The sequence below is a fragment of the Tessaracoccus zhenghani genome, from assembly GCF_054552775.1.
This window is the reverse complement of the sequence record NZ_CM137275.1, coordinates 2362157-2385214: the sequence shown is the minus strand read 5'-3', so window position 1 is coordinate 2385214 and position 23058 is coordinate 2362157. Positions and strand designations below refer to the sequence as shown.

The window sequence follows — 23058 nt, the reverse complement described above, 5'->3', positions numbered from 1 at the left end:
CCGTCAACAGAACCGCCCCCGCGCCATCATGCGCGGGGGCGGTCCTTCTGATCCGTGGTGAGCGAACCAGGCGGGCCTCCGGGGCGGGATGGGGGGACGATACCCGCCCCGGAGACTCACAACTCAGCTACGCCGACGGCTCCTCGTCGCCATCGCGGTAGCTCCACCGGCCATCAGGAGCAGCGCGACACCGGTCAGGATGAGGCCGGTATCGGTCCCCATGCCCGTCGGGTCGCCACTCTTGACGATCGGCTTCGGGGCCGGAGCGGGGCGCGCCGGCACCTGGTGGTCGCTCTGGTCAGTGACAGGCTTGCCGTCCGGCGGGATCGCCGTGACGGTCGCGACGTTGAGCACCTTGCCCGCCGCCACGTCTGCCGCGGTGACCACGTAGGCCGCCGAAGCGGTGCAAGTGGTCGACTGGCCGGCCGCGAGCTCGGTCACCGGGCAGGTCACCGAGATGCCCGCCGCCTTCAGCTTCGGATCATCGACACTGACGTCGGTCAGCGTCGTATCTCCGGTGTTGGTCACCTTGAAGCTGTAGACGATCTTGTCCCCGAGCCGCACCGGCCCGGCAACGTTGGCGCTCTTGATGATCTCGATGTCGCCGCTGCCGGGGAGAACCTCGGGAGACTCGACCAGGACGTCGTCCTCGTCGGTGACGATGTCACCGTTGGGGGCGGTGCCCTCGACGACCGCGATGTTGTGCACGAACCGCGCATCGATGTCGCCCTGGCTGACGGTGTGCTTGAGCTCGATCAGGCACTGTTCCCCCGGGGCCAGCGACTCGGCACACAGCACGTCTGTCAGGTCGAACATCTCGTCGCTGATCACCACGTCGGTCAACGTGACGTTGCCGGTGTTGGTGGCGAGGAGGTTGTAGGTGATGACCTCACCCACGACCACGTACTGCACCTTGTCCGCCGACTTGTCGAGCGAGATCGCCGGCAGCTGGTCAACCACGACGGTCTCGTCGTCCTCGTCGGTGGGCGGCGGGTTGTCGCCAGGAGGCGTACCTGTCGTCGTCGCGACGTTGACGATCTCGCCGGCGTCGAGGTCGGCCTGCGTCACCGTGTGCTCCAGCTCCACCGAGCACTGCTCGGCAGGGGCCAGGGATTCGGCGCAGAGCGCGTTCTCGATGTCCAGCATCTCGTCGGAGATGACCACGTCGGTCAGCGTCACGTTGCCGGTGTTGGTCACCGTCAGCGTGTAGGTGACCACGTCACCGACAGCGTCCACCGACTCGACGTCAGCGGTCTTGACGATCTCGATGGCCGGGAACTGGTCCCCGGGCACGGTCTCGTCATCCTCATCGGTGACCGGCGGGTTCTCGCCGGGAGGCGTACCCGTGGTCGACGCCAGGTTGTAGATGCTGCCCGCATCCACGTCGGCCTGGGTCACGGTGTACTCGAAGCTGAGTTCACAGCTTGCTCCCGGAACCAGGGTCGCCGCACAGGCCGCGGCATCCACGGCGAGCATCTCGTCGGACACGGTCACATCGGACAGCGTCACGTTGCCGGTGTTGGTCACCGTCAGCGTGTAGGTGACCACGTCGCCGGCCGCATCGTAGCTCGTCAGGTCCGCAGACTTGACGATCTGGATGGCGGGCGTCTGGGTGGCGGGCACGGTCTCATCGTCGGTGTCGGTCACGTCGTCGCCGGCCGGCGGGGTGCCGACGGTGGTGGCGGTGTTGTCCACAGAACCCACGTCGAGATCAGCCTGGGTGACGCTGTAGGTGGCAGAGCACTCCATGGTCTCCTGCGGAGCCAGGGTGGCACCCATCACCGGCGTGCACTCCAGCGCCGAAAGGCCCTCGAGCGGATCCGTCACCTGGACATCAGTCAGGGTGACGTTGCCGGTGTTGGTCACCAGGAACGTGTACGTGATCACGTCATCGATCGCGTCATAGGTGGCCACGTCGGCCGACTTGACGATGGAGATCGCGGGCGACTGGGTGGCCGGCACGGTCTCATCGTCGGTGTCGGTGACATCGTCGCCCACCGGCGGGGTGCCGACGGTGGTGGCGGTGTTGTCGACAGAACCCGCGTCGAGATCAGCCTGGGTCACCGTGTAGCTGGCCGAGCACTCGATCGAGGCCCCGGGCGCCAGCGTGGTGGGCTGCGCGGGATCACAGGTCAGTGCCGAGAGGTTCGGCAGCGGATCGGTGATGACCACGTCGGTGAGCGTCACGTTGCCGGTGTTGGTGGCCACGAACGTGTAGGTGATCACATCACCCACCGCGTCGTAGCTCTCAACATCAGCCGTCTTGACCAGATCGATCGACGGCGACTGGGTGGCCGGGACGGTCTCGTCATCCGAGTCCGTGACATTCTCGCCCTCCGGCGGCGTGCCGACGGTGGTGGCGGTGTTGTCCACAGAACCGGCGTCCAGGTCAGCCTGGGTCACCGTGTAGGTGGCCGAGCACTCGATCGAGGCCCCGGGCACCAGCGTGGTGGGCTGCGCGGGATCACAGGTCAGTGCCGAGAGGTTCGGCAGCGGATCCGTGATGACCACGTCGGTGAGCGTCACGTTGCCGGTGTTGGTGGCCACGAACGTGTAGGTGATCACGTCACCCACCGCGTCGTAGGTCGCCACGTCGGCGTCCTTGGTCAGCTCGATCGACGGCGACTGGGTGGCCGGGACGGTCTCATTGTCGGTGTCGGTGACATTCTCGCCCTCCGGCGGCGTACCGACGGTGGTGGCGGTGTTGTCCACAGAACCCGCGTCGAGATCGGCCTGGGTCACCGCGTAGGTGGCCGAGCACTCGATCGAGGCCCCGGGCGCCAGCGTGGTGGGCTGCGCGGGATCACAGGTCAGTGCCGAGAGGTTCGGCAGCGGATCCGTGATGACCACGTCGGTGAGCGTCACGTTGCCGGTGTTGGTGGCCACGAACGTGTAGGTGATCACGTCACCGACCGCGTCGTAGGTCGCGACGTCGGCGTCCTTGGTCAGCTCGATCGCAGGCGACTGCGTCGCCGGCACCGTCTCGTCATCCGAGTCCGTGACATTCTCGCCCTCCGGCGGCGTGCCGACGGTGGTGGCGGTGTTGTCCACAGAACCCGCGTCGAGGTCAGCCTGGGTCACCGTGTAGGTGGCCGAGCACTCGAGCGAGGCCCCGGGGGCCAGCGTCGTCGGCTGCGCGGGATCACAGGTCAGTGCCGAGAGACCCGGGAGCGGATCCGTGATGACCACGTCAGTGAGCGTCACGTTGCCCGTGTTGGTGGCCACGAACGTGTAGGTGATCACATCACCCACCGCGGCGTAGCTCGCCACATCAGCCGTCTTGACCAGCAGGATCGCCGGCTCGACGGCAGCCGTGACTGTCTCATCGTCCGTGGCCGTCACCGGCTCACCCGCGGGCGGGGTGCCCTCGGTGGTGGCCAGGTTGTAGACCGAGCCGGCGTCGAGATCAGCCTGCGTCGCCGCGTAGGCCGCGGTGCAGGTCATGGTGGCATCCGGTGCCAGGGTGGAGCCCTGGACCGGCGCACAGACCAGCGCCGACAGACCGGGCAGCGGATCGGTGATCGTCACATCAGTGAGCGTCACGTTGCCGGTGTTGGTGGCGACGAAGGTGTAGGTGATCACATCACCCACGGCGACGTAGGTCGCCACATCCGCCGTCTTGACCAGGTCGATGTCCGGCAGCTGGCTGGCCGGCACCGTCTCGTCATCGGTGTCCGTCACATCGTCGCCGACCGGCGGCGTGCCGACGGTGGTGGCGGTGTTGTCCACAGAACCCGCATCGAGATCAGCTTGGGTCACCGCGTAGGTGGCCGAGCACTCCATCGAGGCACCCGGAGCCAACGTCGTCGGCTGGGCCGGGTCACACGTCAGGTCCGAGAGACCCTCCAAGGGATCCGTGATGACCACGTCGGCGAGCGTCACGTTGCCGGTGTTGGTGGCCACGAACGTGTAGGTGATCACATCACCCACCGCGTCGTAGCTCGCCACATCGGCGTCCTTGGTCAGCGAGATCGCGGGCGACTGCGTCGCCGGCACCGTCTCGTCGTCCGAGTCGGTCACGTCGTCACCCACCGGCGGGGTGCCAGTGGCGGTGGCGGTGTTGTCCACAGAACCGGCGTCCAGATCAGCCTGGGTCACCGCGTAGGTCGCCGTGCACTCGATGGAGGCCCCGGGCGCCAGCGTGGTGGGCTGCGCGGGATCACACGTGAGGCCCGAGAGACCCGGGAGCGGATCCGTGATAACCACGTCCGTGAGCGTCACGTTGCCGCTGTTGGTAGCCACGAAGGTGTAGGTGATCAGGTCACCCACCGCGTCGTAGGTCGCCAGATCGGCGGCCTTGGTGAGCTCGATCGCCGGCCGCTGGGTGCCGGTCACCGTTTCGTCATCGGAATCGGTGACATCCTCGCCCACCGGCGGCGTGCCGACGGTGGTGGCCGTGTTGTCCACAGAACCGGCGTCCAGATCAGCCTGCGTCACTGCATAGGTTGCGCTGCATTCCATGGTCGCGTTCGGCGCGAGGGACGAGCCCTGGACCGGAGTACAGACCAGCGCCGAGAGGCCCGGCAGCGGATCGGAAACGGTCACGTCGTCGAGCGTCACGTTGCCGGTGTTGGTCACCTCGAACGTGTAGGTGATCACATCACCCACCGCGTCATAGGTGGCCACGTCGGCGGTCTTCACGATCATGATCGCCGGCTCGGTGGCCGCGGTCACGGTCTCGTCGTCGGTGTCGGTCACGTCGTCGCCGACCGGCGGCGTGCCGGTGGTGGTGGCGAGGTTGTAGACCGAACCGCCGTCGAGGTCGGCCTGGGTCACCGCGTAGGTGGACGAGCACTCCATGGCGGCACCCGGAGCCAACGTCGTCGGCTGGGCCGGGACGCAGGTGAGCTCAGACATGCCGGGAAGCGGATCGACGATGGTGACATTGGTCAGCGTCACGTTGCCGGTGTTGGTGGCCACGAACGTGTAGGTGATCACGTCACCCACCGCGTCGTAGGTCGCCACGTCGGCGTCCTTGGTCAGGGAGATCGCGGGCGACTGCGTCGCCGGCACCGTCTCGTCATCCGAGTCCGTGACATTCTCACCCTCCGGCGGCGTGCCGACTGTGGTGGCGGTGTTGTCGACCGAACCATTGTCCAGGTCGGCCTGGGTCACCGTGTAGGTGGCCGAGCACTCCGTCGATTCCCCGGGTGCCAGCGTGGCCGGCTGCGCCGGGTCACAGGTCAGTGCCGAGAGGTTCGGGAGCGGATCCGTGATGACCACGTCAGTGAGCGTCACGTTGCCGGTGTTGGTGGCCACGAACGTGTAGATGATCACGTCACCGACCGCGTCGTAGGTCGCCACGTCGGCGTCCTTGGTGAGGTCGATCGCGGGCGACTGCGTCGCCGGCACCGTCTCGTCATCCGAGTCCGTGACATTCTCACCCTCCGGCGGCGTGCCGACTGTGTTGGCGGTGTTGTCCACGGAACCCGCGTCAAGATCCGCCTGGGTCACCGAGTAGGTGGCCGAGCACTCCATCGAGGCTTGCGGAGCCAACGTGGTGGGCTGGGCAGGCGTACAGGTGAGGTCCGAGAGGCCCGGGAGCGGATCAGAGATCGTCACATCAGTGAGCGTCACGTTGCCCGTGTTGGTAGCCACGAACGTGTAGGTGATCACATCACCCACCGCGTCATAGCTCGCCACATTCGCCGTCTTGACCAGGTCGATATCGGGCAGTTGGCTGGCCGGCACCGTCTCGTCGTCGGTGTCGGTCACCGGCTCACCGGCGGGCGGGGTGCCCTCGGTGGTGGCGGTGTTGTCCACAGAACCCGCGTCAAGATCCGCCTGGGTCACCGAGTAGGTGGCCGAGCACTCCATCGAGGCTTGCGGAGCCAACGTGGTGGGCTGGGCAGGCGTACAGGTGAGGTCCGACAGGCCCGGGAGCGGATCAGAGATCGTCACATCAGTGAGCGTCACGTTGCCCGTGTTGGTGGCCACGAACGTGTAGGTGATCACATCACCCACCGCGTCATAGCTCGCCACATCGGCGTCCTTGGTGAGCGAGATGGCCGGGAACTTGTCGCCGGTGACCGTCTCGTCGTCCGTGGCCGTCACATCCTCACCCGCCGGCGGCGTGCCGGTGGTGGTGGCGAGGTTGTAGATGGAACCACGGTCAAGGTCGCTCTGACCGATGGTGTAGGTCGCAGTGCAGGTCATGGTGGCATCCGGCGCCAGGGTGGAACCCTGGACCGGGGCGCAGACCAGCGCCGAAAGGCCCGGCAGCGGATCGGTGATCGTCACATCAGTGAGCGTCACGTTGCCGGTGTTCGTCGCCACGAAGGTGTAGGTGATCACGTCACCCACCGCGTCGTAGGTGGCAGGATCAGCCGACTTGACCAGCGTGATCGCAGGAGTTACATCGGCCGGGACGGTCTCGTCAGCGGTGTCGGTCACATCGTCGCCCACCGGCGGGGTGCCGGTGGTGGTGGCGGTGTTGTCCACCGAACCGTTGTCCAGATCGTCCTGGGTCACCGAGTAGGTGGCCGTGCAGGTCAGGGACGCTTGCGGAGCCAACGTGGTGGGCTGGGCAGGCGTACACGTGAGGTCCGACAGGCCCGGGAGCGGATCGGAGATCGTCACGTTCGTGAGGGTCACGTTGCCGGTGTTGGTGGCCACGAAGGTGTAGGTGATCACATCACCCACCGCGTCGTAGCTCGCCACGTCGGCGTCCTTGGTGAGCGAGATCGCCGGGAACCGTTCTCCGGTCACCGTCTCGTCGTCATCGTCCGACACCGGGTTGTCCGAAGGATCGGTGCCGGTGGTGGTCGCGGAGTTGTAGATGCTGCCCGCGTCGAGATCGAGCTGGGTGACGGTGTGTGTATCGGTCACCGTGCAGGACGCGCCCGGAGCCAGCGTTGCGGCGCAGGGCTCGCCCACGAGGCCGAGCATGGCGTCGTCGATCGTCACGTCCGTGAGGGTCGACTGACCGGTGTTGGTCGCGACGAGCGTGTAGGTGATGACGTCACCGACAGCTCTGTAGGTGGTAGGCAGCGCCGTCTTGGTGAGGGTGATGTCCGGCACGCAGAGGGTGGCCTGCGCGCTGGACGTCTGCTGCGTCTCCGTGATGGTGGCGGTGTTGGTGTACACCTTGCACGCGTCGGCCTCAGCGTCGGCCGCGAGGTCGCGGGAGTAGCTGAAGGTGGCCGTCAGGCCATCGACGGTGGCGTCCGGGGCGGTGATCGAGCCGCCGCCGGCTGCCGCGGAGACGGTGCCGAGAGGGCTGGTCGTGCCGCCGAAGGTGTCGGTGACGGTGATGGACTGGTTGACGCGGGCGCCGGCCGAGAACGCATAGTTCGCGGTGCCGGTGGTCGTGGCGTCATCCGAGCCGGTGGGGTAGGCGGTTGCCCAGTTGGCCTTGCTCACCCTGAGGGTGGCGGTGTTGGTGCCGCTGAGCGGGATGTCGCCCAGCTGCCCGTCACTGGTGCACGTGTAGTTGTACGTGGTGGTTCCGATGGGCAGGTCGAGGTTGCCGGTGCCTTCGGCCACGCCGGCGACGGTGCAGTCCATCCCCGGGGCCAGCTGATCGGTGAGAGCGACCTTCATGGCGACATCGGGGTTGTTGACGGTGATGACGCCGGTCAGCGAGTAGTTGGAGCGCTGCACTCCGGCCAGCGAGACGTCGACGTCGTAGCCGGCGACCACTGGAGCGGTGCCGTCGACGTGGTAGGTGACCTCCTTGACGCCGTCGATGGTCTTCTCGATGGCCCAGACGTAGGTCTCTGTGAACGTGGCGACGGCGGTCTTGGACACGGTCGGCACCTGCGGATCTGCGAACTGCAAGGTGGCGCCGTCGCTGAGCGTGACCGTTGCAGTCTTGATGCGGTCTGCCGCTGCGGGGAGCAGGTAACCGGTGGGCGGCGTGATCTCCTCGACGGTGTACTGACCGTTCTTGGCCTCGTTGAACTTGATGATGCCGGCGGTGGCGGAGTCGTCGCCCGCGCCGTTGTCGGTGATGGTCACGGACGCGACGCTGCGGTTGCGCGGATCCGGCGAGATCCGGAAGGTGGCGCCCCCGATGGGGTCACCGTCCATGTCGCGCTTCTCGATCTGGAAGCTCGGGCACGGGTTGACGTCGATGGCGCCGGTCAGGAAGTCCTTCAGAGCGGAGCCTAGGCTGGCCGAGGCCGTGGAACGCAGGTACATCGAGTTGAACGCCAGGCGCCCGCACTCGACCTCGCCCCCGCCTGGGACCAGCGCGCTCAGGTTGAAGGTGAACTCGGCAGTGTCGCCCGAGGTGTTGTATGTGAAGGCGCTGCTCGGGACGGTGATCTGGACCCACGAGGAGCCGTTCCACTCGTAGACGACGGGCTGGGAGAAGCCTCCGTTGGTGGACGTGGTGAACGCGAAGCGCAGGTCGCCGACAGTGCGGTTGGGGATGGGCGTACCGTTGCCGTTGACGGTGTTGGGCGCCTGGTTGAGCTCCAGGTAGAAGCCGCCGTCGCCCTGGCCGGAGAAGCGGTTGAAGCCGAAGTAGAGGATGGGGTCGCCGTTGACGTACGCCACGTCGACGCCGGCGCTCACGAGGTCGGTGCTCTGACCGGTGCCGCCGAACTCCTGCTGCCAACTGCTCAGCGCGCCGTCCTCCTTGGAGCCCTGGGTGAACATGTTGTCCGGCGAACTGCCACAGGCGTCGTCGACGTACTCGGGAGTGCCGGACCAGGCGATGGGCGTGAACCGGTCGCGGATGCAGGTCGCGGTGGCGAGCACGCCGATCTCGGCTGCAGGCGCCACCTGCGCCTCCTGCAGGAGGGGGGCCTCGGGCGCCGCGGGCTCGGAGGCCGCGGGCTGCGCCGTCGTGGGATCGGCCTTCGTGGGGGCCGTCTGGGCCGGCTTCTGCGTCACGGGCTCGGCCGTCTCCGCAGCGGGAGCAGAGGGTTCAGTGGCCGGGGCAGGCTCCTCCGTCACCACGGGCTCCGGCGTGGTCTCCTCGACCACCTCGACGGGGACCGGTTCGGCGCTGGCCGGCTCCTCCGACGTCGCGGCTTCCGGCGCAGAAGAAGACGCTGGTGTCTCCTCCGCCGTCACCTGGACTGTTGTCGGGCTCTCCGCCGCCACTTCGCTGAGGGTCACGGAGCCCTCCGCCAGCGCGATTGCCGCCGGCGATTCGGGTTGGGTGCTCTCGGTATCTGCCTGGGCACCCAGGACCCCCATCAGTGGGAGCACCAGGATGAATGCGGACCAGGTGGAGAGAAGCCTCCACGTACGGCTCCGCCACGAATGATGACTTGTGGTGTGCGACTGCCCAGGCATGTGACTTCCTCTTTCGGATCTCCTGGGGAGCAGCGGCTCTGCGCGCCTTCTGCTTCCCCGGGGATGGCCGAGGGAGGTCATCTCGAAGCCAGAGGAAAAGCAGCGGCGGAACTGGCGACAACCAGTTCCACACAACCGTCCCCCGAGGTCGAAAGGTTCCCCCCTTGTTACCCCTTAGAAGGCACTGTAGGGCACCTTTGCGTTTCTGTCTCGGAGGCAACGTAAGGAAGTTTCTATTTTTCCCCGTCACTCAGGACTTTCACAAGATCCGTAAGCCCCCGCTGCTCGGGTGCCATCGCTCCCATCTGAGCGCGGAATGTACCCCTGCGCCCGCCATCGGAGAAAGAAACTGCATTCGAGCTGCACGATGCTGTCATCCGTTCAGCCGACAGGCATCTCCGAATTAAGCAACGCATTTACGTAACGTAAGTTACTTTTGTCGCCTCCCGCCGTGACTTTTGTCAGTGAACCGCCCCTGCGTCATTTGACGCAGGGGCGGCCCTGTTCGATCCAGTCGAGGCCGGACCCGGCAGCCCTCCGGACGGGGACGGGGGACTGGCCCTGTCCGGAGGTCACGCCTCAGCTACGGCGACGCTTCTTGCCTGCCATCGCCGCGGCACCGCCGGCCAGCGCGAGGAGCGCCACACCGGTGAGCACCAGCCCGGAATCGGGACCGGTACCTGTGGGATCACCACTCCTGACCATCGGCTTCGGGGCCGGGGCCATGGGGCGCGGTGCCGGTGCAGGGGTGGGCTCTGCCGGCACCTGGTGATCGTCCTGATCCGTCACGGGCTTGTCGTCAGGCGTGAGGCCTGTCGTCGTCGCCAGGTTGAGAACCTTGCCCGCCGCCACGTCGGCGGCCGTGACCACGTAGGCCGCAGTTGCGGCGCAGGTGGTGGATTCACCCGGATCCAGCTCTGTCACCGGGCAGGTGACGGAGATGCCCGCAGCCTTCAGCTTCGGATCATCGACGCGGACGTCGGTCAACAGCGTCTCACCGGTGTTGGTCACCGTGAAGCTGTACATGATCCGGTCGCCGAAGCGGACGGGGCCAGCCTTGTCGGCATGCTTCACCAGGTCGATCCCGGGCGTCAGGACGGGCTCGGACGGGGCCGGAGCCTCGACCAGGGCGTCGTCCTCGTCGGTCACGATCTCATCATCCGGCGCCGTTCCCTCGACCACTGCGATGTTGTGGATGAACTCGGCATCGAGATCCGCCTGCGTCACTTCGTGCTTCAACTCGATGACGCATTCCTCCCCCGGAGCCAACGACTCGGCGCACAAGGCGTCTTCGACGCCGAGCACTTCGTCGTCGATGACCACGTTGGTCAGCGTGACGTTGCCGGTGTTGGTGGCCAGCAGGGTGTAGGTGATGATCTCGCCAACTTCGGCGTACTCTTCGCGGTCAGCCGTCTTCACGAGCGAGATAGCCGGATTCTGGTCACCCGGAACCGTCTCGTCGTCGGTGTCGGTGACATCCTCACCCTCCGGCGGCGTGCCGACGGTGGTGGCGGTGTTGTCAACGGAACCGTTGTCGAGGTCTGCCTGGGTCACCTCATAGGTGGCCGTGCATTCCATCGACTCCCCCGGGGCCAACGTTGCCGGCTGGGCCGGATCACACGTCAGGTCGGAGAGGCCGGGCAGCGGGTCCGTGATCGTCACATCGGTGAGCGTCACGTTGCCCGTGTTGGTGGAGACGAACGTGTAGGTGATCACGTCGCCCACCTCGTCGTAGCTCTCCACATCCGCCGTCTTGACCAGGTCGATCAACGGGAGCTTGTCGCCGGTGATCGTCTCGTCATCGGTGTCGGTCACCGGCGGGCCGCTCGGCGGGGTGCCGGTGGTGGTGGCCACGTTGTAGACCGAGCCCGAGTCGAGATCCGCCTGCGTCACCGCGTACGTGCCGGTGCACTGCATCGACTCTCCCGGATCCAGCGTCGTCGGCTGCGCGGGAACGCAGACGAGGGCGGACAGGCCGGGTAGCGGATCAGAGATCGTCACGTTCGTGAGGACGGACTGGCCGGTGTTGGTGGCCAGGAAGGTGTAGGTGATCACGTCGCCGACCGAGTCGTACGTGGTGGGCGAAGCGGTCTTGTTCAGCGTGATGTCCGGCACACAGACCGTGGCCTCGGTTTCCGAGGTCTGCTGGGTCTGCGTGATGGTTGCCGTGTTGTCGTACACCGCGCACTCGTCGCCCTGGGTGTTGGGCGCGAGGTTCCTGGTGTAGGTGAACGTCGCCGTCGTCCCGGACACCGTGGCGGTGGCCGTGGTGCCCACTGCGGTGACCGCGGTGCCGGCGTCATTGGCCGTGACGGTGCCGAGCGTGGTGGTCGAGCCGTTGAAGGTGTCGGTGACGGTCACGCTCTGGTTGGTCTTGGTCGACGAGCCGAACATGTAGTCGGCCGTGGCGGTGACCGTGGCATCATCTGCGCCGGTCGGGAACGCGGTGGCCCAGTCCGCCTTGCTGACCTTCAGCGTGGCGGTGTTGGTGCCGCTCAGCGGAACGTCACCCAGCTGCCCGTTGCTGATGCACGAGTAGTTGAAGGTGCTGGTTCCGATGGGCAGGTCGACATTGCCGGTGCCGGCGGCCACGCCGGTGACGGTGCAGTCCATCCCCGGAGCCAGCTGGTCGGTCAACGATGCCTTCAGTTCGACATCCGGGTTGCTGACGGTGATGACACCGGTCAGTGAGTACGCCGAGCGCTGCACCTCGACGAGCGAAACCTCCACCTCGTAGTTGGCGACGACCGGGGCCTCGCCTCCCACGTGGTAGGTCACTTCCGTCTCACCGTCGACGGTCTTCTCGATGGCCCACACGTAGGTCTCGTGGAAGGTGGCGACGGCGGTCTTGGTCATGGTGGGGACCTGCGGGTCGACGAACACGACGCTCACGTCGTCGGTCAACCCGACGGTGACCTGCTGTGTGCGGTCCGCCAGGGCGGGCAGCAGGAAGCCGGTGGGCGGCGTGATCTCTTCGATCGTGTACACGCCGTTCTTGGCCTCGTCGAACCGGATGATGCCGAGCGTGTCGGAGTCGTCGCCCGCGCCGTTGTCGGTGACGGTCACCGAGGCGATGCTGCGGTCACGCGGGTCAGGCGAGATGCGGAAGGTCGCGCCTCCGACGAGGTCGCCGTCCATGTCACGCTTCTCGATGTCCAGGCCAGGGCAGGCGTCGACATCGACAGGCCCGGTGAGGAAGTCCTTCAGCGCGGAGTTCGCCGACGACGAAGCCGTAGAACGCAGGAAGAGGGAGTTGAACGACAAGCGGCCACACTCGACCTCGCCGCCGTCGGGAACGAGCGCCGTCAGGTCGAACGTGAACTCGGCGGTGTCGCCACTGGTTTCGTAGGTGAAGGCCGAATCAGGGACGGAGACCTGCACCCAGCTGTCGCCGTCCCACTCGTAGACGGTGACGCTCGAGAAGCCGCCGCCGGTGGACGTGGTGAACGCGAACCGCAGGTCGCCCACCGTGCGATCAGGCACCACTGCGCCCTGATCGTTGACGATGTTCGGCTCCTGGTTCAGCTCGAGGTAGAAGGCACCATCGCCCTGGGGCGAGTAGCGATTGAATCCGAAGTACAGGATGGGATCACCGTCGACATAGGCGATGTCCACCGCTGCGCTGACGAGGTCCGTGCTCTGACCCACACCGGCGTTGTCCTGGGTCCAGGTCGACGGGGGATCCGGCTCCTGGGAACCCTGCACGAACACGTCGTCGGTGTCGTTGCCACAGGCGTCGTAGACGAACGACGGCGAACCGCTCCAATCGATGGGCGTCACAGCGTCCCTGTTGCAGTCGTCGGTGGCCAGGACGCCGATCTCGGCTTCCGGGGCGGCGAGCGGTGCGGTTTCGTCGAGCGCGGGAAGCTCGCCCTCAGGAGCAACGGCGACCGACGGGGCCGCCTCTTCCTTCACGGGCTCTTCCGGTGCGGCCTCTTCGGCGGGAGCCGGCGCTTCTTCAACGGGCGCCGCTTCCTCGACCACGGGGGCCGGCTCTTCGCTCACCGGTTCCGGCGCCGGTGCGGGAGCCGGCTCTGGTTCGGGCGCGGTCTCCTCAACCACCTCAACGGGCACCGGCTCCTCTGCCTGCGGTGGCGCTGGCTCTTCGAGCGGCGGCGCCTCTTCACTCACTGACGGTTCCGGCGCGGCTGGAGTCTCCTCCGGCGCAGCCTCCGTCAGGGTCACGGTGGGGGATTCCTCGGCCATCGCAGCGACGGCGGAGGTCACCTCCCCCGTTGCGTCAGTATCGGCCTGCGCTCCGAGCATTCCCATCAGCGGGAGTACGAGGATGAACGCGGACCAGGTGGAGACCACTCTCCACGTGCGGCTTCGCCATGGAACATGGCCTAATGTGTGCGACTGCCCAGACATCAATCTTCCCCACTTCGGTCTGCGGGGGCCGCGGCAATCGGCGCCGCAGCTGCCCCGGGATCGGCCCGGGAGGCGTGTGTCGTACATCAGGGAATGACCGTTGTGTCAGTAGATGTCCCCCACGATGGACGGTGCCCCCCTTTAAACCCTTGTTCAGCACCATATGCCACGCCGGGGGCGTTTGTCGCCACCTTTTAGTAATGAACTTTCAGGCAATTCCTTACGTGCCTGCGAAGTATTGAGCAGCTGGTCAGCGCATTGATCAAGGGTTTGGCGGACACAGAAGGGCCATGGCCGGAAACAGACGTCGCGCTCGCTTCCGCTACTTCACGGAGTTACGCCTGGCTACGACACCGGGACGGCAGTCACGACGATGTTGTCCGAGTAGATCCAGCCGCGGCTCGTCCGGATGAAATCCCCACCGCACGTCACGAGGTGGAGCCGGCGTTCGCCGTCTGTTGCGAAGAGCCCGTCCGGGAGTTCGGTCTGGCGGTACAGGTGCACGCCGCTGACCACCCAGTCCTGCCGCCGGCCCCGGTCGTCCCAGGTGCTGATGCTGGCGCCCGGCCTGACCTCACCCAGGTAGTAGAGCGCGCCGCGGTCCCCGTTGTAGACGACATGTCCGGCCAGGAGGGTGGATCCGGAGCCGGCCCGCAGCGGCTGGACGGTGTTGAGCAGACCCACCTTGGAGAGGTTGCGCGGCAACGTCATGGCGTTGTCCGCGGAGACGCCCTGATTCACGATGCCGGCGTCCACGTAGATCGAGGGAATCTGGAGCCGGCTGACGAAACTTCCGCCACCATCATCGCCGTCGGCAGGGGGTTCCTCGACAGGCTCGGTGCGCACGAAGGGCCCGAGTTCCTCCTTGGCCTCCTCCTCGATCACGAGCGGCTCGACGTCGGGGGCAGCCGACGGTCTGGCCGCGATGGCCTCCTCGGCGCTCATGGAGAACTGCTGACTGGGTTCCGGGGTCTCCTCCGGTGGACGCTCCCGGAGCCCTGACCAGACCAGGTAGCCCCCGCCCACGGTCAGTGCCACGGCCAGCAGCACCCACAGGCCTGCCCGCCACCCCCTGCGGCGCGTCGCTCCAGTCACCAACCCAGCGTAACGCGGCGACCGACGGGCGACAGTCGGCCGATCGGCAGAAAACGAAGTTGAGCGTGGTTCACTCAACTCGGGCTTGACTCGCCGCCGTCTCGGATTAAACTTGAGTCCAAGAGGCTCAACCCCGAGCTGCACACAGAGAAAGGGAAACCATGGCACGCACGTTTGATCCGTTCCGCGACATGGAGCGCCTGTTCGAGCAGCGCTCCACCTCCCAGCCGGGCATGAACATGGATGTCTATCGTTCGGCCGATCACTTCGTGGCCGAGATCGACCTGCCTGGCGTTGACCCGTCGAGCATCGACATCGACATCGACGACCGCACGCTCACCATCCGCGCCGAGCGCCAGAGCAAGGCCGCGGAGGACACCCAGTGGCTGACGCGGGAGCGCGCCACCGGGACGTTCGCCCGCCAGTTGATGTTGGGGCGCGGCATCGACGCCGGCAAGATCGAGGCCGACTACACCGACGGCGTCCTCACCGTGGTGCTGCCGGTGGCTGAGGAGTCGAAGCCGCGCAAGGTGTCCGTCGCCCATTCCGGCGGCCAACGCGAGATCCGCTCGGAAGTTGTCGAGGAGGGCAGCGAGGGCTGATCCCTCCTGCAGGAGTTGCCACGGGGCGCCGCACACCACGTGCGGCGCCCCAGTCTTTGTCACCCCCCGCGCAGCGCGACGGGGCAGACTGGAGACATGACGAAGCTCGACGACGCATTCGACGTGGTGGCGCGCGCCGACTTCCTACCACCGAAGGTCAAGCCCTTCGCTGATCTGGACAGGGCCCTGGCGATCGGTCACGACGCGACCAACTCGCAACCCTGGACGGTCCGCTACATGCTGGAACACCTGGACCCGCAACCCGGAGACAAGGTGCTCGACGTGGGCAGCGGCTCCGGCTGGACCACCGCCCTGCTCGCCTACCTGGTGGGTGAGAGCGGGTCGGTCGTCGGCGTGGACATCGTGCCTGAGCTGGTGCAGATGGGTCGCCTGCACATGGACAACCGGTTCCCGTGGGCGCGGTTCGAGGAGGCGGAGGAGGGCGTGTTGGGCTGGCCCGAATCGGCTCCCTACGACCGGATCCTGGTGTCGGCCGACGGCGGAAGCGTGCCGGAGGACCTGGAGGCGCAGCTCGCCCCGGGCGGCCGGATGGTGCTGCCCGCGTCGCAGCGCATCGTGATCGTGGAGAAGGACGCCGGCGGGAAGCTGACGCGAAACGCCGCCGCCGGGATGTTCAGCTTCGTCGAGTTGCGGTAACCGGCCCGGGTACTCAGCCGGCCAGGAGCGCCTGAGCGGTGGGCTCGTCGGTGACGAGGGCAGTGATGAGCCGGCCATGGATGGCACCGCGGATGGCGCCCACCTTCTCCACACCGCCGGCGACCCCGACGACGTTGCTCATCTCCCGCAACTCGTCCAACCCCAGCCCGATGCGCCGCTCGGACCACGGGGTGGCGACCACCCGGCCCTCCGCGTCGTACCACTCCCCCAGCATGTCGCCCACCGCTCCACGCGCGGCGAACTCTGCCACCTCCTCGTCGGTGGTCACGCCGGCCAGGACAGCCGAGCCGCCGGGCGTCGCCGACCCCATCCCCGTCAGCGTCACGACGGCGGACCGGGCCAGGTCCAACACCTCACGGACAGCCTGCTCGTCGGCCAGCGCGCTGGCCATCTCGGCGCTCGAGACCAGCAGCGGGGCGGGCACGGTGCGCAGCCGGCGCAGCACCCCCGGGGAGCGGGTGAGCACGTCGTCGATCCCGCTCAGCTCACCGGCGCAGGCGACGAACTGCACACCGTCGAGCGACTCCTCGGACAGCTCGACCAGTGCACGGGCCACCGAATCACCCCAGGAGACGCCGACGACGGCGCCGGGGTGCAGGTGTCGCCTGGCGTAGGCGGCCAGCGCGGCGGCGACGCGCTCGTTGGTGCGCTCGCGCGAGAGCCTGCCCTCAGCGGTGGGGACCACGATGACGTCGGTCAGCCCAGAGGCCTCTTTCAGCCTGGTGGCCAGCTGCATGGCGGCGAGGTACTGCGAGTCCATCTCGATGCGCACGATCCCGTGCTGGCGGGCCGCTTCGAGCAGCCGGCCGACGGTCTGGCGCGAAACGAACAGCCGCTTGGCCACCTGCGCCTGCGTGAGGTCGTCCTCGTAGTAGAGCCAGGCGGCACGCACGACGAGGTCGAGGTCGTTCGGCGTGGGGGTGAGCACCTTGGTGAGCATATGCCCAGTTCGCGCGGACAGCCTTCCTTCGGACGGCAACGCGCCTAGATTTGATCCGTAGCACTCAGAGAAAGGGTGTCCCTCGTGACCCAGATTCCCGCCCTGCAGCATGCCATCCAGTTCGTCGGCGTCGACGAGATCGTGCTGAACACCGAGAAGCCCGTCGACGAGGTCGGCCCGCATCAGATGCTCCTCCAAGTGGAGGCGTGCGGCATCTGCTTCTCCGACACCAAACTGCTCCACGCCTTCGACTCCCACCCCCGCAAGGCCGAGGTGGTCAAGGGCATCGACCTCGACGCGCTGCCGGAGATCCCGTCGTACCACCCCGGCGCCGCTCCGGTGGTCCCGGGGCACGAGCCCGTGGGCCGCATCGTCAAGGTCGGCGACCAGGTCACGCACTTCGCCGTGGGCGATCGAGTGCTCGTGCAGGCCGACTGGAAGCACCTGCGCACCGCCAAGTCGAACGGCGCCTTCGGGTACAACTTCGACGGCGCCCTGCAGGAGTACGCCCTGATCGACGAGCGCTGCGTCGTGGCGCCCAACGGTGAGGAGTTCCTGATCCACGTCTCCGACGGCCCGTCCGCGGCCGCGGTGGGTCTCATCGAGCCCTGGGCCACCGTCGAAGGCTCCTACGCGTGGGCAGAGCGCGACCATCTCAAGGACGGTGGTCGCCTCCTGGTCGTGAGCGACGGCGAGCCCACCGGGCTGGACGCGCTCACCTCGGCGCACGCCCCGGCCGAGACCGTCTCCGTGACTCCGGGCGAGGTCGCCTCACTCGAGGGCCAGGTGTTCGACGACATCATCTACTACGGCTCAGACCCTGAGGTCATCGAGGCCACGGCGCCGCTGCTCGGCACGCGCGCCACCTACTGCCTGGTCCTCGGCGGCGGGACGATCGGCCGCAAGGTGGCCCTCGACATCGGCCGCGTGCACTACGACTTCATCCGCTTCGTCGGCACCACCGGCGACGACCCGGCCGACGGCTACGCCTGGGTGCCGGCCAACGGCGAACTGCGCGCCGGCGACAACGTCGCCATCATCGGCGCAGCGGGCCCCATGGGCATGATGCACACCATCCGCGCCGTCACCTCCGGGGTGGAGGGCATCCGCGTCACCGGCACAGACCTCAGCGACGACCGGCTGACGCACCTGTCGCGCACCGTCGATCCCATCGCCGCCGGCCGCAGCGTGCCGATCACCTACGTCAACACCGGCGACGAGGAACTGCAGCACGGTTTCACGCACATCGCGTGCATGGTGCCCGTCCCGGCACTGGTCAGCCAGGCCGTGGACCTCGCCGGCGAAGGGGCGATCCTCAACGCCTTCGCGGGCATCCCCGCCGGCACCCTGGGCGACTTCGACCTCCAGGGCATCGTCGAGCGCCGCATCTTCATGCTGGGCACCTCAGGCTCGGATGTCTCGGACATGCGCACCGTGCTGCGCAAGATCGAGGAAGGCATCATCGACACCCACATCAGCCTGGACGCCGTGACCGGCATGAAGGGTTTCCAGGACGCGATCGACTCGGTGATGAACCGCACCAGCGGCGGCAAGATCATGGTGTACCCGATGCTGCACGACCTCGAGCTGACGCGTCTGGTGGACATGCCGGAGAAGCTTCCGCATGTCGCCGCGAAGCTGAACAACGGCGTCTGGACCAAGCAGGCCGAGGAGGCGTTGCTGGCCGGCGCCTAGCCGACTCTAGTGGCCGCGGAGCTGCTCGATCGCCCGGCGTTCACGCTTGGTCGGGCGGCCGGCTCCGCGGTCGCGCACCGCCACGCGGCCCACCATCTCCGGGATGGGTGGCGGCTTCTCGGGCGTCCGGTCGATGTAGGCGGCCTGCGCCAGCGGCGCGCTGACCCGCTTGGCCAGACCGGGGTCCACCACCTCGAGGATCTTCTCGTCCTGGTCCTTACGCACCCGGATGACCTGGCCCGCCACCACATGCTGCGACGCCTTGGGCAGCAGGTCGTTCACCCTCACGTGCCCGCCGCGCACGGCCGAGGTTGCGAGCGAGCGGGTCTTGTACACGCGCACCGCCCACAGCCAGGCATCCAGTCGGGTCATGCGCTGATCCTAATCGCCCGGTCAATGGGCCTCGGGGAGGCCCGGTACGGTGGCGACGAGAGACCTGCCAGAAAGGAACCCCATGACCAGAAAAGCCATCGTCACCGGCCACAGCAAGGGCCTCGGTGCCGCGCTCGCCTCGCAGTTGGAGGCCGACGGCTGGGCCGTCCTCGGCGTGTCGCGCTCTGCCGGCGCCCAGGTGGACCTGGGGTCGGCGTCGGAACTGGCCGCGTGGCTGGAATCCGGCGCACTCGCGGAGTTCCTGGCGGGCGCCTCGGACATCATCCTGATCAACAACGCGGGGGCGGTGTCGCCCATCGGCTTCGTGGGCACGCTGGACCCGGCGGAGATCGAGCGGTCGGTCAACGTCAACGTGACCGCTCCCATCATCCTGACCGACGCCGTGGTGAGGCTGCGCACCGCTGGGGCGCCTCTGCGCGTGGTGCACATCAGCAGCGGGGCGGCGCGCCGCCCCCACACCACGTGGAGCACCTACTGCGCGGGCAAGGCCGCCGTCGACATGCACGCCGTGGCGCTCGCCGAGGAGAACCTCGAGGGCGTGCGCGTGGCCTCCATCGCCCCGGGGGTGGTGGACACCCAGATGCAGGAAGCCATCCGCGGCACGGACTTCCCGGCGCGAGACCAGTTCCAGGCACTGAAGGACGAGGGTCGTCTGTCATCGCCAGACGAGGCGGCCCGCAGGATCATCACGCTGCTCAACCGCGCAGACTTCGGCGAGAAGGTCATCGCGGACGTCCGCGACGCCGGCTGATTCACTTCTTGTCGACTGCCTTCTCCAGCTCCGCCTTGTTCATCTTCGAGCGGCCCTCGACGTTCTTGCGCTTGGCCTCTTCATAGAGCTGGTCCCGGGTACGGCCACCCGGCCCATTGTGGGAGCGGAGGCCACCGCGTCGGCCTGACGAGATGTCCTCGCGGGACAACCTGCTGGATTCCTTCGCCTCGCCTGCCCGAGCGCGCTCCTTGTTCACTGTGCGGGCGGCGATCTCCTCAGCCGTGTCCTCGTCCTCGCCGCGCTCCTCGAGGCCCTCCTTGATGTGCTCGTACTGCCGTTCGCGCTTGGCGCTCCATGCCTTGGGGCTCATCCCCACCTCCTGCTCGGTCCACCAACGCTACGGCGGCGTTCCACGTCCGGCTACCCCCTTTAGCGCGGACCGACGGTGGGCTAGGGTGCTGCCATCCACGCGGGTGCCCTCGGCAGAGGGCTGAGATGGGGCTGATGCGGCCCGGACCGTCCGAACCTGTCCGGGTCATGCCGGCGAAGGAAGTGAACCATGTCACACACCCTTGCAATGCCCACCACCGCGCCCCCGCGGACGCTGCCTCCCGAGGGAAAGGCTGCGCTCCGCGGCGGCGTCCTGGGCAACTACGTCGACCAACTGCACATCTTCCTGCCACTCGTCGCGCTGGCCCCGGCCCTGACCGTGCTCGCGGGGCCGCATGCCGCGGCCACCACCGGCGCCATCGTCGTGATGGCGATGCTGCTCGGCCGCCCCATCGGGGGCATGGTCTTCGGCCAGATCGCCGACCACCTCGGCCGCACCACGACGACGAAGGTCGCCATCGCCGGCACCGCGGCGTGCACGTTCGGCATCGCGGCCGTCCCCACACACGAGTCGATCGGAGGCGCGGCGATCATGATCGTCATCGCGCTGCGCTTCCTCGGCGGCATCTTCATCGCCGGGGAGTACTCAGCGGCGATCCCGCTCGCGATGGAGTGGTCGAAGCCGAGGCGCCGCGGCCTGTTCTCCGGCCTGATCATGTCGATGGCGCCGTGGGCGCAGGCCACCATCGCGTTCGCCACGGGCATCCTGCTGGTGGCGCTCGGGGCCGAGGACTACGCGGCCTGGGGCTGGCGGGCCTCCTTCGCGGCGGGCGGTCTGGCGTCGGTGGGGATGCTGATCTACTACGGGCGACACGTCACGGACGCGCCGGTGTTCCACCGCAGCCGCGCCACGGGGCGCAGGCTCGGGCTGCTGGAAGTGCTGACCGGCGCCTACGCACCGGCGTTCTGGCAGATGTTCGGCCTGATGAGCGGTTTGTGGTTCCTGACCAACACCACCGTGATCATGCTGACGCCCCGGCTGGGCACCGACGTGGGGCTGGCGCCCACGAGCGTGAGCCTGGTGATGGGGTGCGCCGCCGTCGGTCAGGCCATCGTGATGGGTGTCACGGGGCACCTTTCCACCGTGCTGGGCCGTCGGCGGTTCTTCGTCATCTGGGGAGTGCTCGCGGCGGTGTCGGCGCCGCTGTTGTGGCTGGCGATCATGAGCGGCCCGGCCGTGTGGCTGATCGCCGTGTGCGCCGTCGCCCTGCAGGTGCTGACCGTCACTGCCTACGGCCCAGTGGGCGCGTACCTGTCGGAGCGCTTCCCCACTGCCGTGCGGGCCACGGGTTACGGCACGGCCTACAGCCTGTCCATCGTCATCCCGGCCCTGTACCCCTTCTACCTGCCCACGCTGGAGGGCTGGTTCGGGCGCGACGCCGCCGTCGTGGGCCTCATGGTGTTGGGCGGCGCTCTCGTCGCGGTGTGCGGTGCGGTGGGCCCGGCCCTGCGGCCGCGGGAACTCACAGACGACCTCGAGGCTGTCGCCTCCCGTCAGGTGGCCGCATGATCGCCGACGTCATCACGGCCGTGCGCGAACGGGCGCCGCTGGTGCACTGCCTGAGTGCGGCGGTGTCGATGAACTTCGTCGCCGACGCCCTGCTCGCCGCGGGCGCGCGGCCCATGATGACCGAGACGTCGGAGGAGGCGCCGTCGATGGTGGAGGTGGCCGACGCGCTGCTGATCAACCTCGGCACCCTCTCCTCCGACGGTATGGCGGGCATCCCCGCCACCGTCGCCAGGGCCCACTCGCTGGGCACTCCCTGGGTATTGGACCCGACGGCGGTGGGGATCGCGCCGGTCCGCACGCCGCTGGCCCGCCGGTTGCTGTCCGAGGCGCCGGCCGTGGTCCGCGGCAACGCCTCGGAGATCCTGAACATCGCGGGCACCGGGGTGACGGGGCGGGGCGCCGACACCGCGCACACGCCTGAGCAGGCTGCGCAAGCGGCGACCCTGTTGGCTCGGGCCTCCCACGCCGTCGTCGCGGTGTCGGGAGCGCGCGACCTCATCACCGACGGTGAGCGCAGGATCGGCGTCACCGCCGGGCACGCGCTGTTGACCCGGGTCACCGGAACCGGCTGCACGCTGGGCGCGCTCATCGCGGCGTGCGCCGCGGTGGCTGACCCGTTCGACGCGGCCCACGCGGCGACGGCCTGGCTGTGTCTGGCCGCCGAGGACGCGGCGGCCGTCGCTTCGGGGCCGGGGTCGTTCAAGGTGGCGCTGGTGGACGCGCTCGCCACCCTGGACGCGTCGGCAGCGGATGAAAGGGCAGCAGAATGATCGACCTTCGTTGCTATGTGATCACCTCCGGGAACGGACCGGACGTGGTGGCGACGGCCGCCGCGGCGGCCGGGGCCGGCGCCGGCGTGATCCAGGTGCGGGAGAAGCACCTCTCCGCGCGGGAGCTGCTGCGCCTGACGCTCGACGTGGGGCGGGCGGTGCACGAGGCCAACCCGTCGTCGAAGGTGGTGGTCAACGACAGGGTCGACGTGGCGCTGGCCGCGCTGAGGGAGTCGCCTGAGTGGGTGCAGGGGGTGCACCTGGGGCAGGACGACCTGCCGGCGGTGGCCGCGCGTGAACTGCTCGGGCCGGCGGCGGTCATCGGCCTGACGACCGGCACGCTGGAACTCGTGCGCGCTGCGGACGAGCTCGCCGGGGTGATCGACTACGTCGGGTGCGGGCCGTTCAGGCGCACCCCGACGAAGGACTCGGGGCGCGAGCCCCTGGGTCTCGCGGGCTACCCGGCGATGGTCTCCGCGACCCGGCTACCAGTCGTCGCGATCGGCGATGTGCAGGCGGCGGATGCGCGGGCACTCGCCGAGGCGGGGGTGGCGGGAGTCGCCGTGGTGCGCGCAGTGATGGGTGCTGACGACCCGGCGGCCGTGGTCCGGGAGATCCTGGCCGCGCCCTTCGCTAGCTTCGCTCGCTCCTAG

General features: G+C 68.0%; 13 protein-coding genes and 1 riboswitch. Of the genes, 7 read left to right on the top strand and 6 right to left on the bottom strand.

Translation table 11 applies throughout. From position 1 onward, the window contains the following. Positions 1-123 precede the first annotated feature (123 nt). The 3 genes from ACX1DX_RS11245 to ACX1DX_RS11235 form a co-directional block, all read right to left on the bottom strand. Complete coding sequence (locus ACX1DX_RS11245; protein WP_459396677.1) at positions 124-9069, bottom strand: CLIPPER-2 domain-containing protein; 8946 nt, start codon at positions 9067-9069, stop codon at positions 124-126. A 759-nt stretch (positions 9070-9828) separates the two neighbouring features. Next, positions 9829-13563, bottom strand: coding sequence for a CLIPPER-2 domain-containing protein (locus tag ACX1DX_RS11240; protein WP_459396676.1), 3735 nt, complete (start codon positions 13561-13563; stop codon positions 9829-9831). A gap of 402 nt (positions 13564-13965) precedes the next feature. Beyond that, on the bottom strand, positions 13966-14715 hold the full coding sequence (locus ACX1DX_RS11235; protein WP_459396675.1) for a class F sortase: 750 nt from the start codon (positions 14713-14715) through the stop codon (positions 13966-13968). 161 nt (positions 14716-14876) lie between these two features. Here ACX1DX_RS11235 and ACX1DX_RS11230 point away from each other — a divergent pair, with 161 nt between their 5' ends. Next, positions 14877-15317 carry an Hsp20/alpha crystallin family protein gene (locus ACX1DX_RS11230; RefSeq protein WP_459396674.1) on the top strand — a complete coding sequence of 147 codons (441 nt, stop codon included), beginning with the start codon at positions 14877-14879 and terminating at the stop codon, positions 15315-15317. 96 nt (positions 15318-15413) lie between these two features. Then, the gene (locus ACX1DX_RS11225) at positions 15414-15974 is read left to right on the top strand and encodes a protein-L-isoaspartate O-methyltransferase family protein (RefSeq protein ID WP_459396673.1); all 561 of its coding nucleotides are present in this window, start codon (positions 15414-15416) and stop codon (positions 15972-15974) included. 13 nt (positions 15975-15987) lie between these two features. On the opposite strand, the gene ACX1DX_RS11220 is transcribed toward ACX1DX_RS11225, so the two are convergent. After that, complete coding sequence (locus ACX1DX_RS11220) at positions 15988-16935, bottom strand: sugar-binding transcriptional regulator (RefSeq protein WP_459396672.1); 948 nt, start codon at positions 16933-16935, stop codon at positions 15988-15990. A gap of 84 nt (positions 16936-17019) precedes the next feature. On the opposite strand from ACX1DX_RS11220, the gene ACX1DX_RS11215 reads away from it, so the two are divergent. Beyond that, positions 17020-18630 carry an alcohol dehydrogenase catalytic domain-containing protein gene (locus ACX1DX_RS11215; RefSeq protein ID WP_459396671.1) on the top strand — a complete coding sequence of 537 codons (1611 nt, stop codon included), beginning with the start codon at positions 17020-17022 and terminating at the stop codon, positions 18628-18630. A 6-nt stretch (positions 18631-18636) separates the two neighbouring features. Here ACX1DX_RS11215 and hslR read toward each other — a convergent pair whose 3' ends face one another. After that, positions 18637-19002, bottom strand: a complete 366-nt coding sequence (gene hslR / locus ACX1DX_RS11210; protein ID WP_182762975.1) for an Hsp15 family ribosome-associated heat shock protein — start codon at positions 19000-19002, stop codon at positions 18637-18639. A gap of 82 nt (positions 19003-19084) precedes the next feature. On the opposite strand from hslR, the gene ACX1DX_RS11205 reads away from it, so the two are divergent. After that, positions 19085-19774 (top strand): SDR family NAD(P)-dependent oxidoreductase, encoded by a 690-nt coding sequence (locus ACX1DX_RS11205; protein WP_459396670.1) that lies wholly within the window; start codon positions 19085-19087, stop codon positions 19772-19774. Between the two features lies 1 nt (position 19775). Here ACX1DX_RS11205 and ACX1DX_RS11200 read toward each other — a convergent pair whose 3' ends face one another. Then, complete coding sequence (locus ACX1DX_RS11200; RefSeq protein ID WP_459396669.1) at positions 19776-20105, bottom strand: plasmid stabilization protein; 330 nt, start codon at positions 20103-20105, stop codon at positions 19776-19778. 89 nt (positions 20106-20194) lie between these two features. Continuing rightward, a riboswitch (TPP riboswitch) is annotated at positions 20195-20304 on the top strand. Here ACX1DX_RS11200 and ACX1DX_RS11195 point away from each other — a divergent pair. From ACX1DX_RS11195 to ACX1DX_RS11185, 3 genes are all read left to right on the top strand, one after another. Next, a complete protein-coding gene (locus ACX1DX_RS11195) occupies positions 20295-21635 on the top strand; it encodes an MFS transporter (protein ID WP_459396668.1) in 1341 nt (446 codons plus the stop codon). It overlaps the preceding riboswitch by 10 nt. Continuing rightward, on the top strand, positions 21632-22405 hold the full coding sequence (thiM, locus tag ACX1DX_RS11190; protein ID WP_459396667.1) for a hydroxyethylthiazole kinase: 774 nt from the start codon (positions 21632-21634) through the stop codon (positions 22403-22405). Before ACX1DX_RS11195 ends, thiM begins: the two co-directional genes overlap by 4 nt. Next, the gene (locus ACX1DX_RS11185; RefSeq protein ID WP_459396666.1) at positions 22402-23058 is read left to right on the top strand and encodes a thiamine phosphate synthase; all 657 of its coding nucleotides are present in this window, start codon (positions 22402-22404) and stop codon (positions 23056-23058) included. Before thiM ends, ACX1DX_RS11185 begins: the two co-directional genes overlap by 4 nt.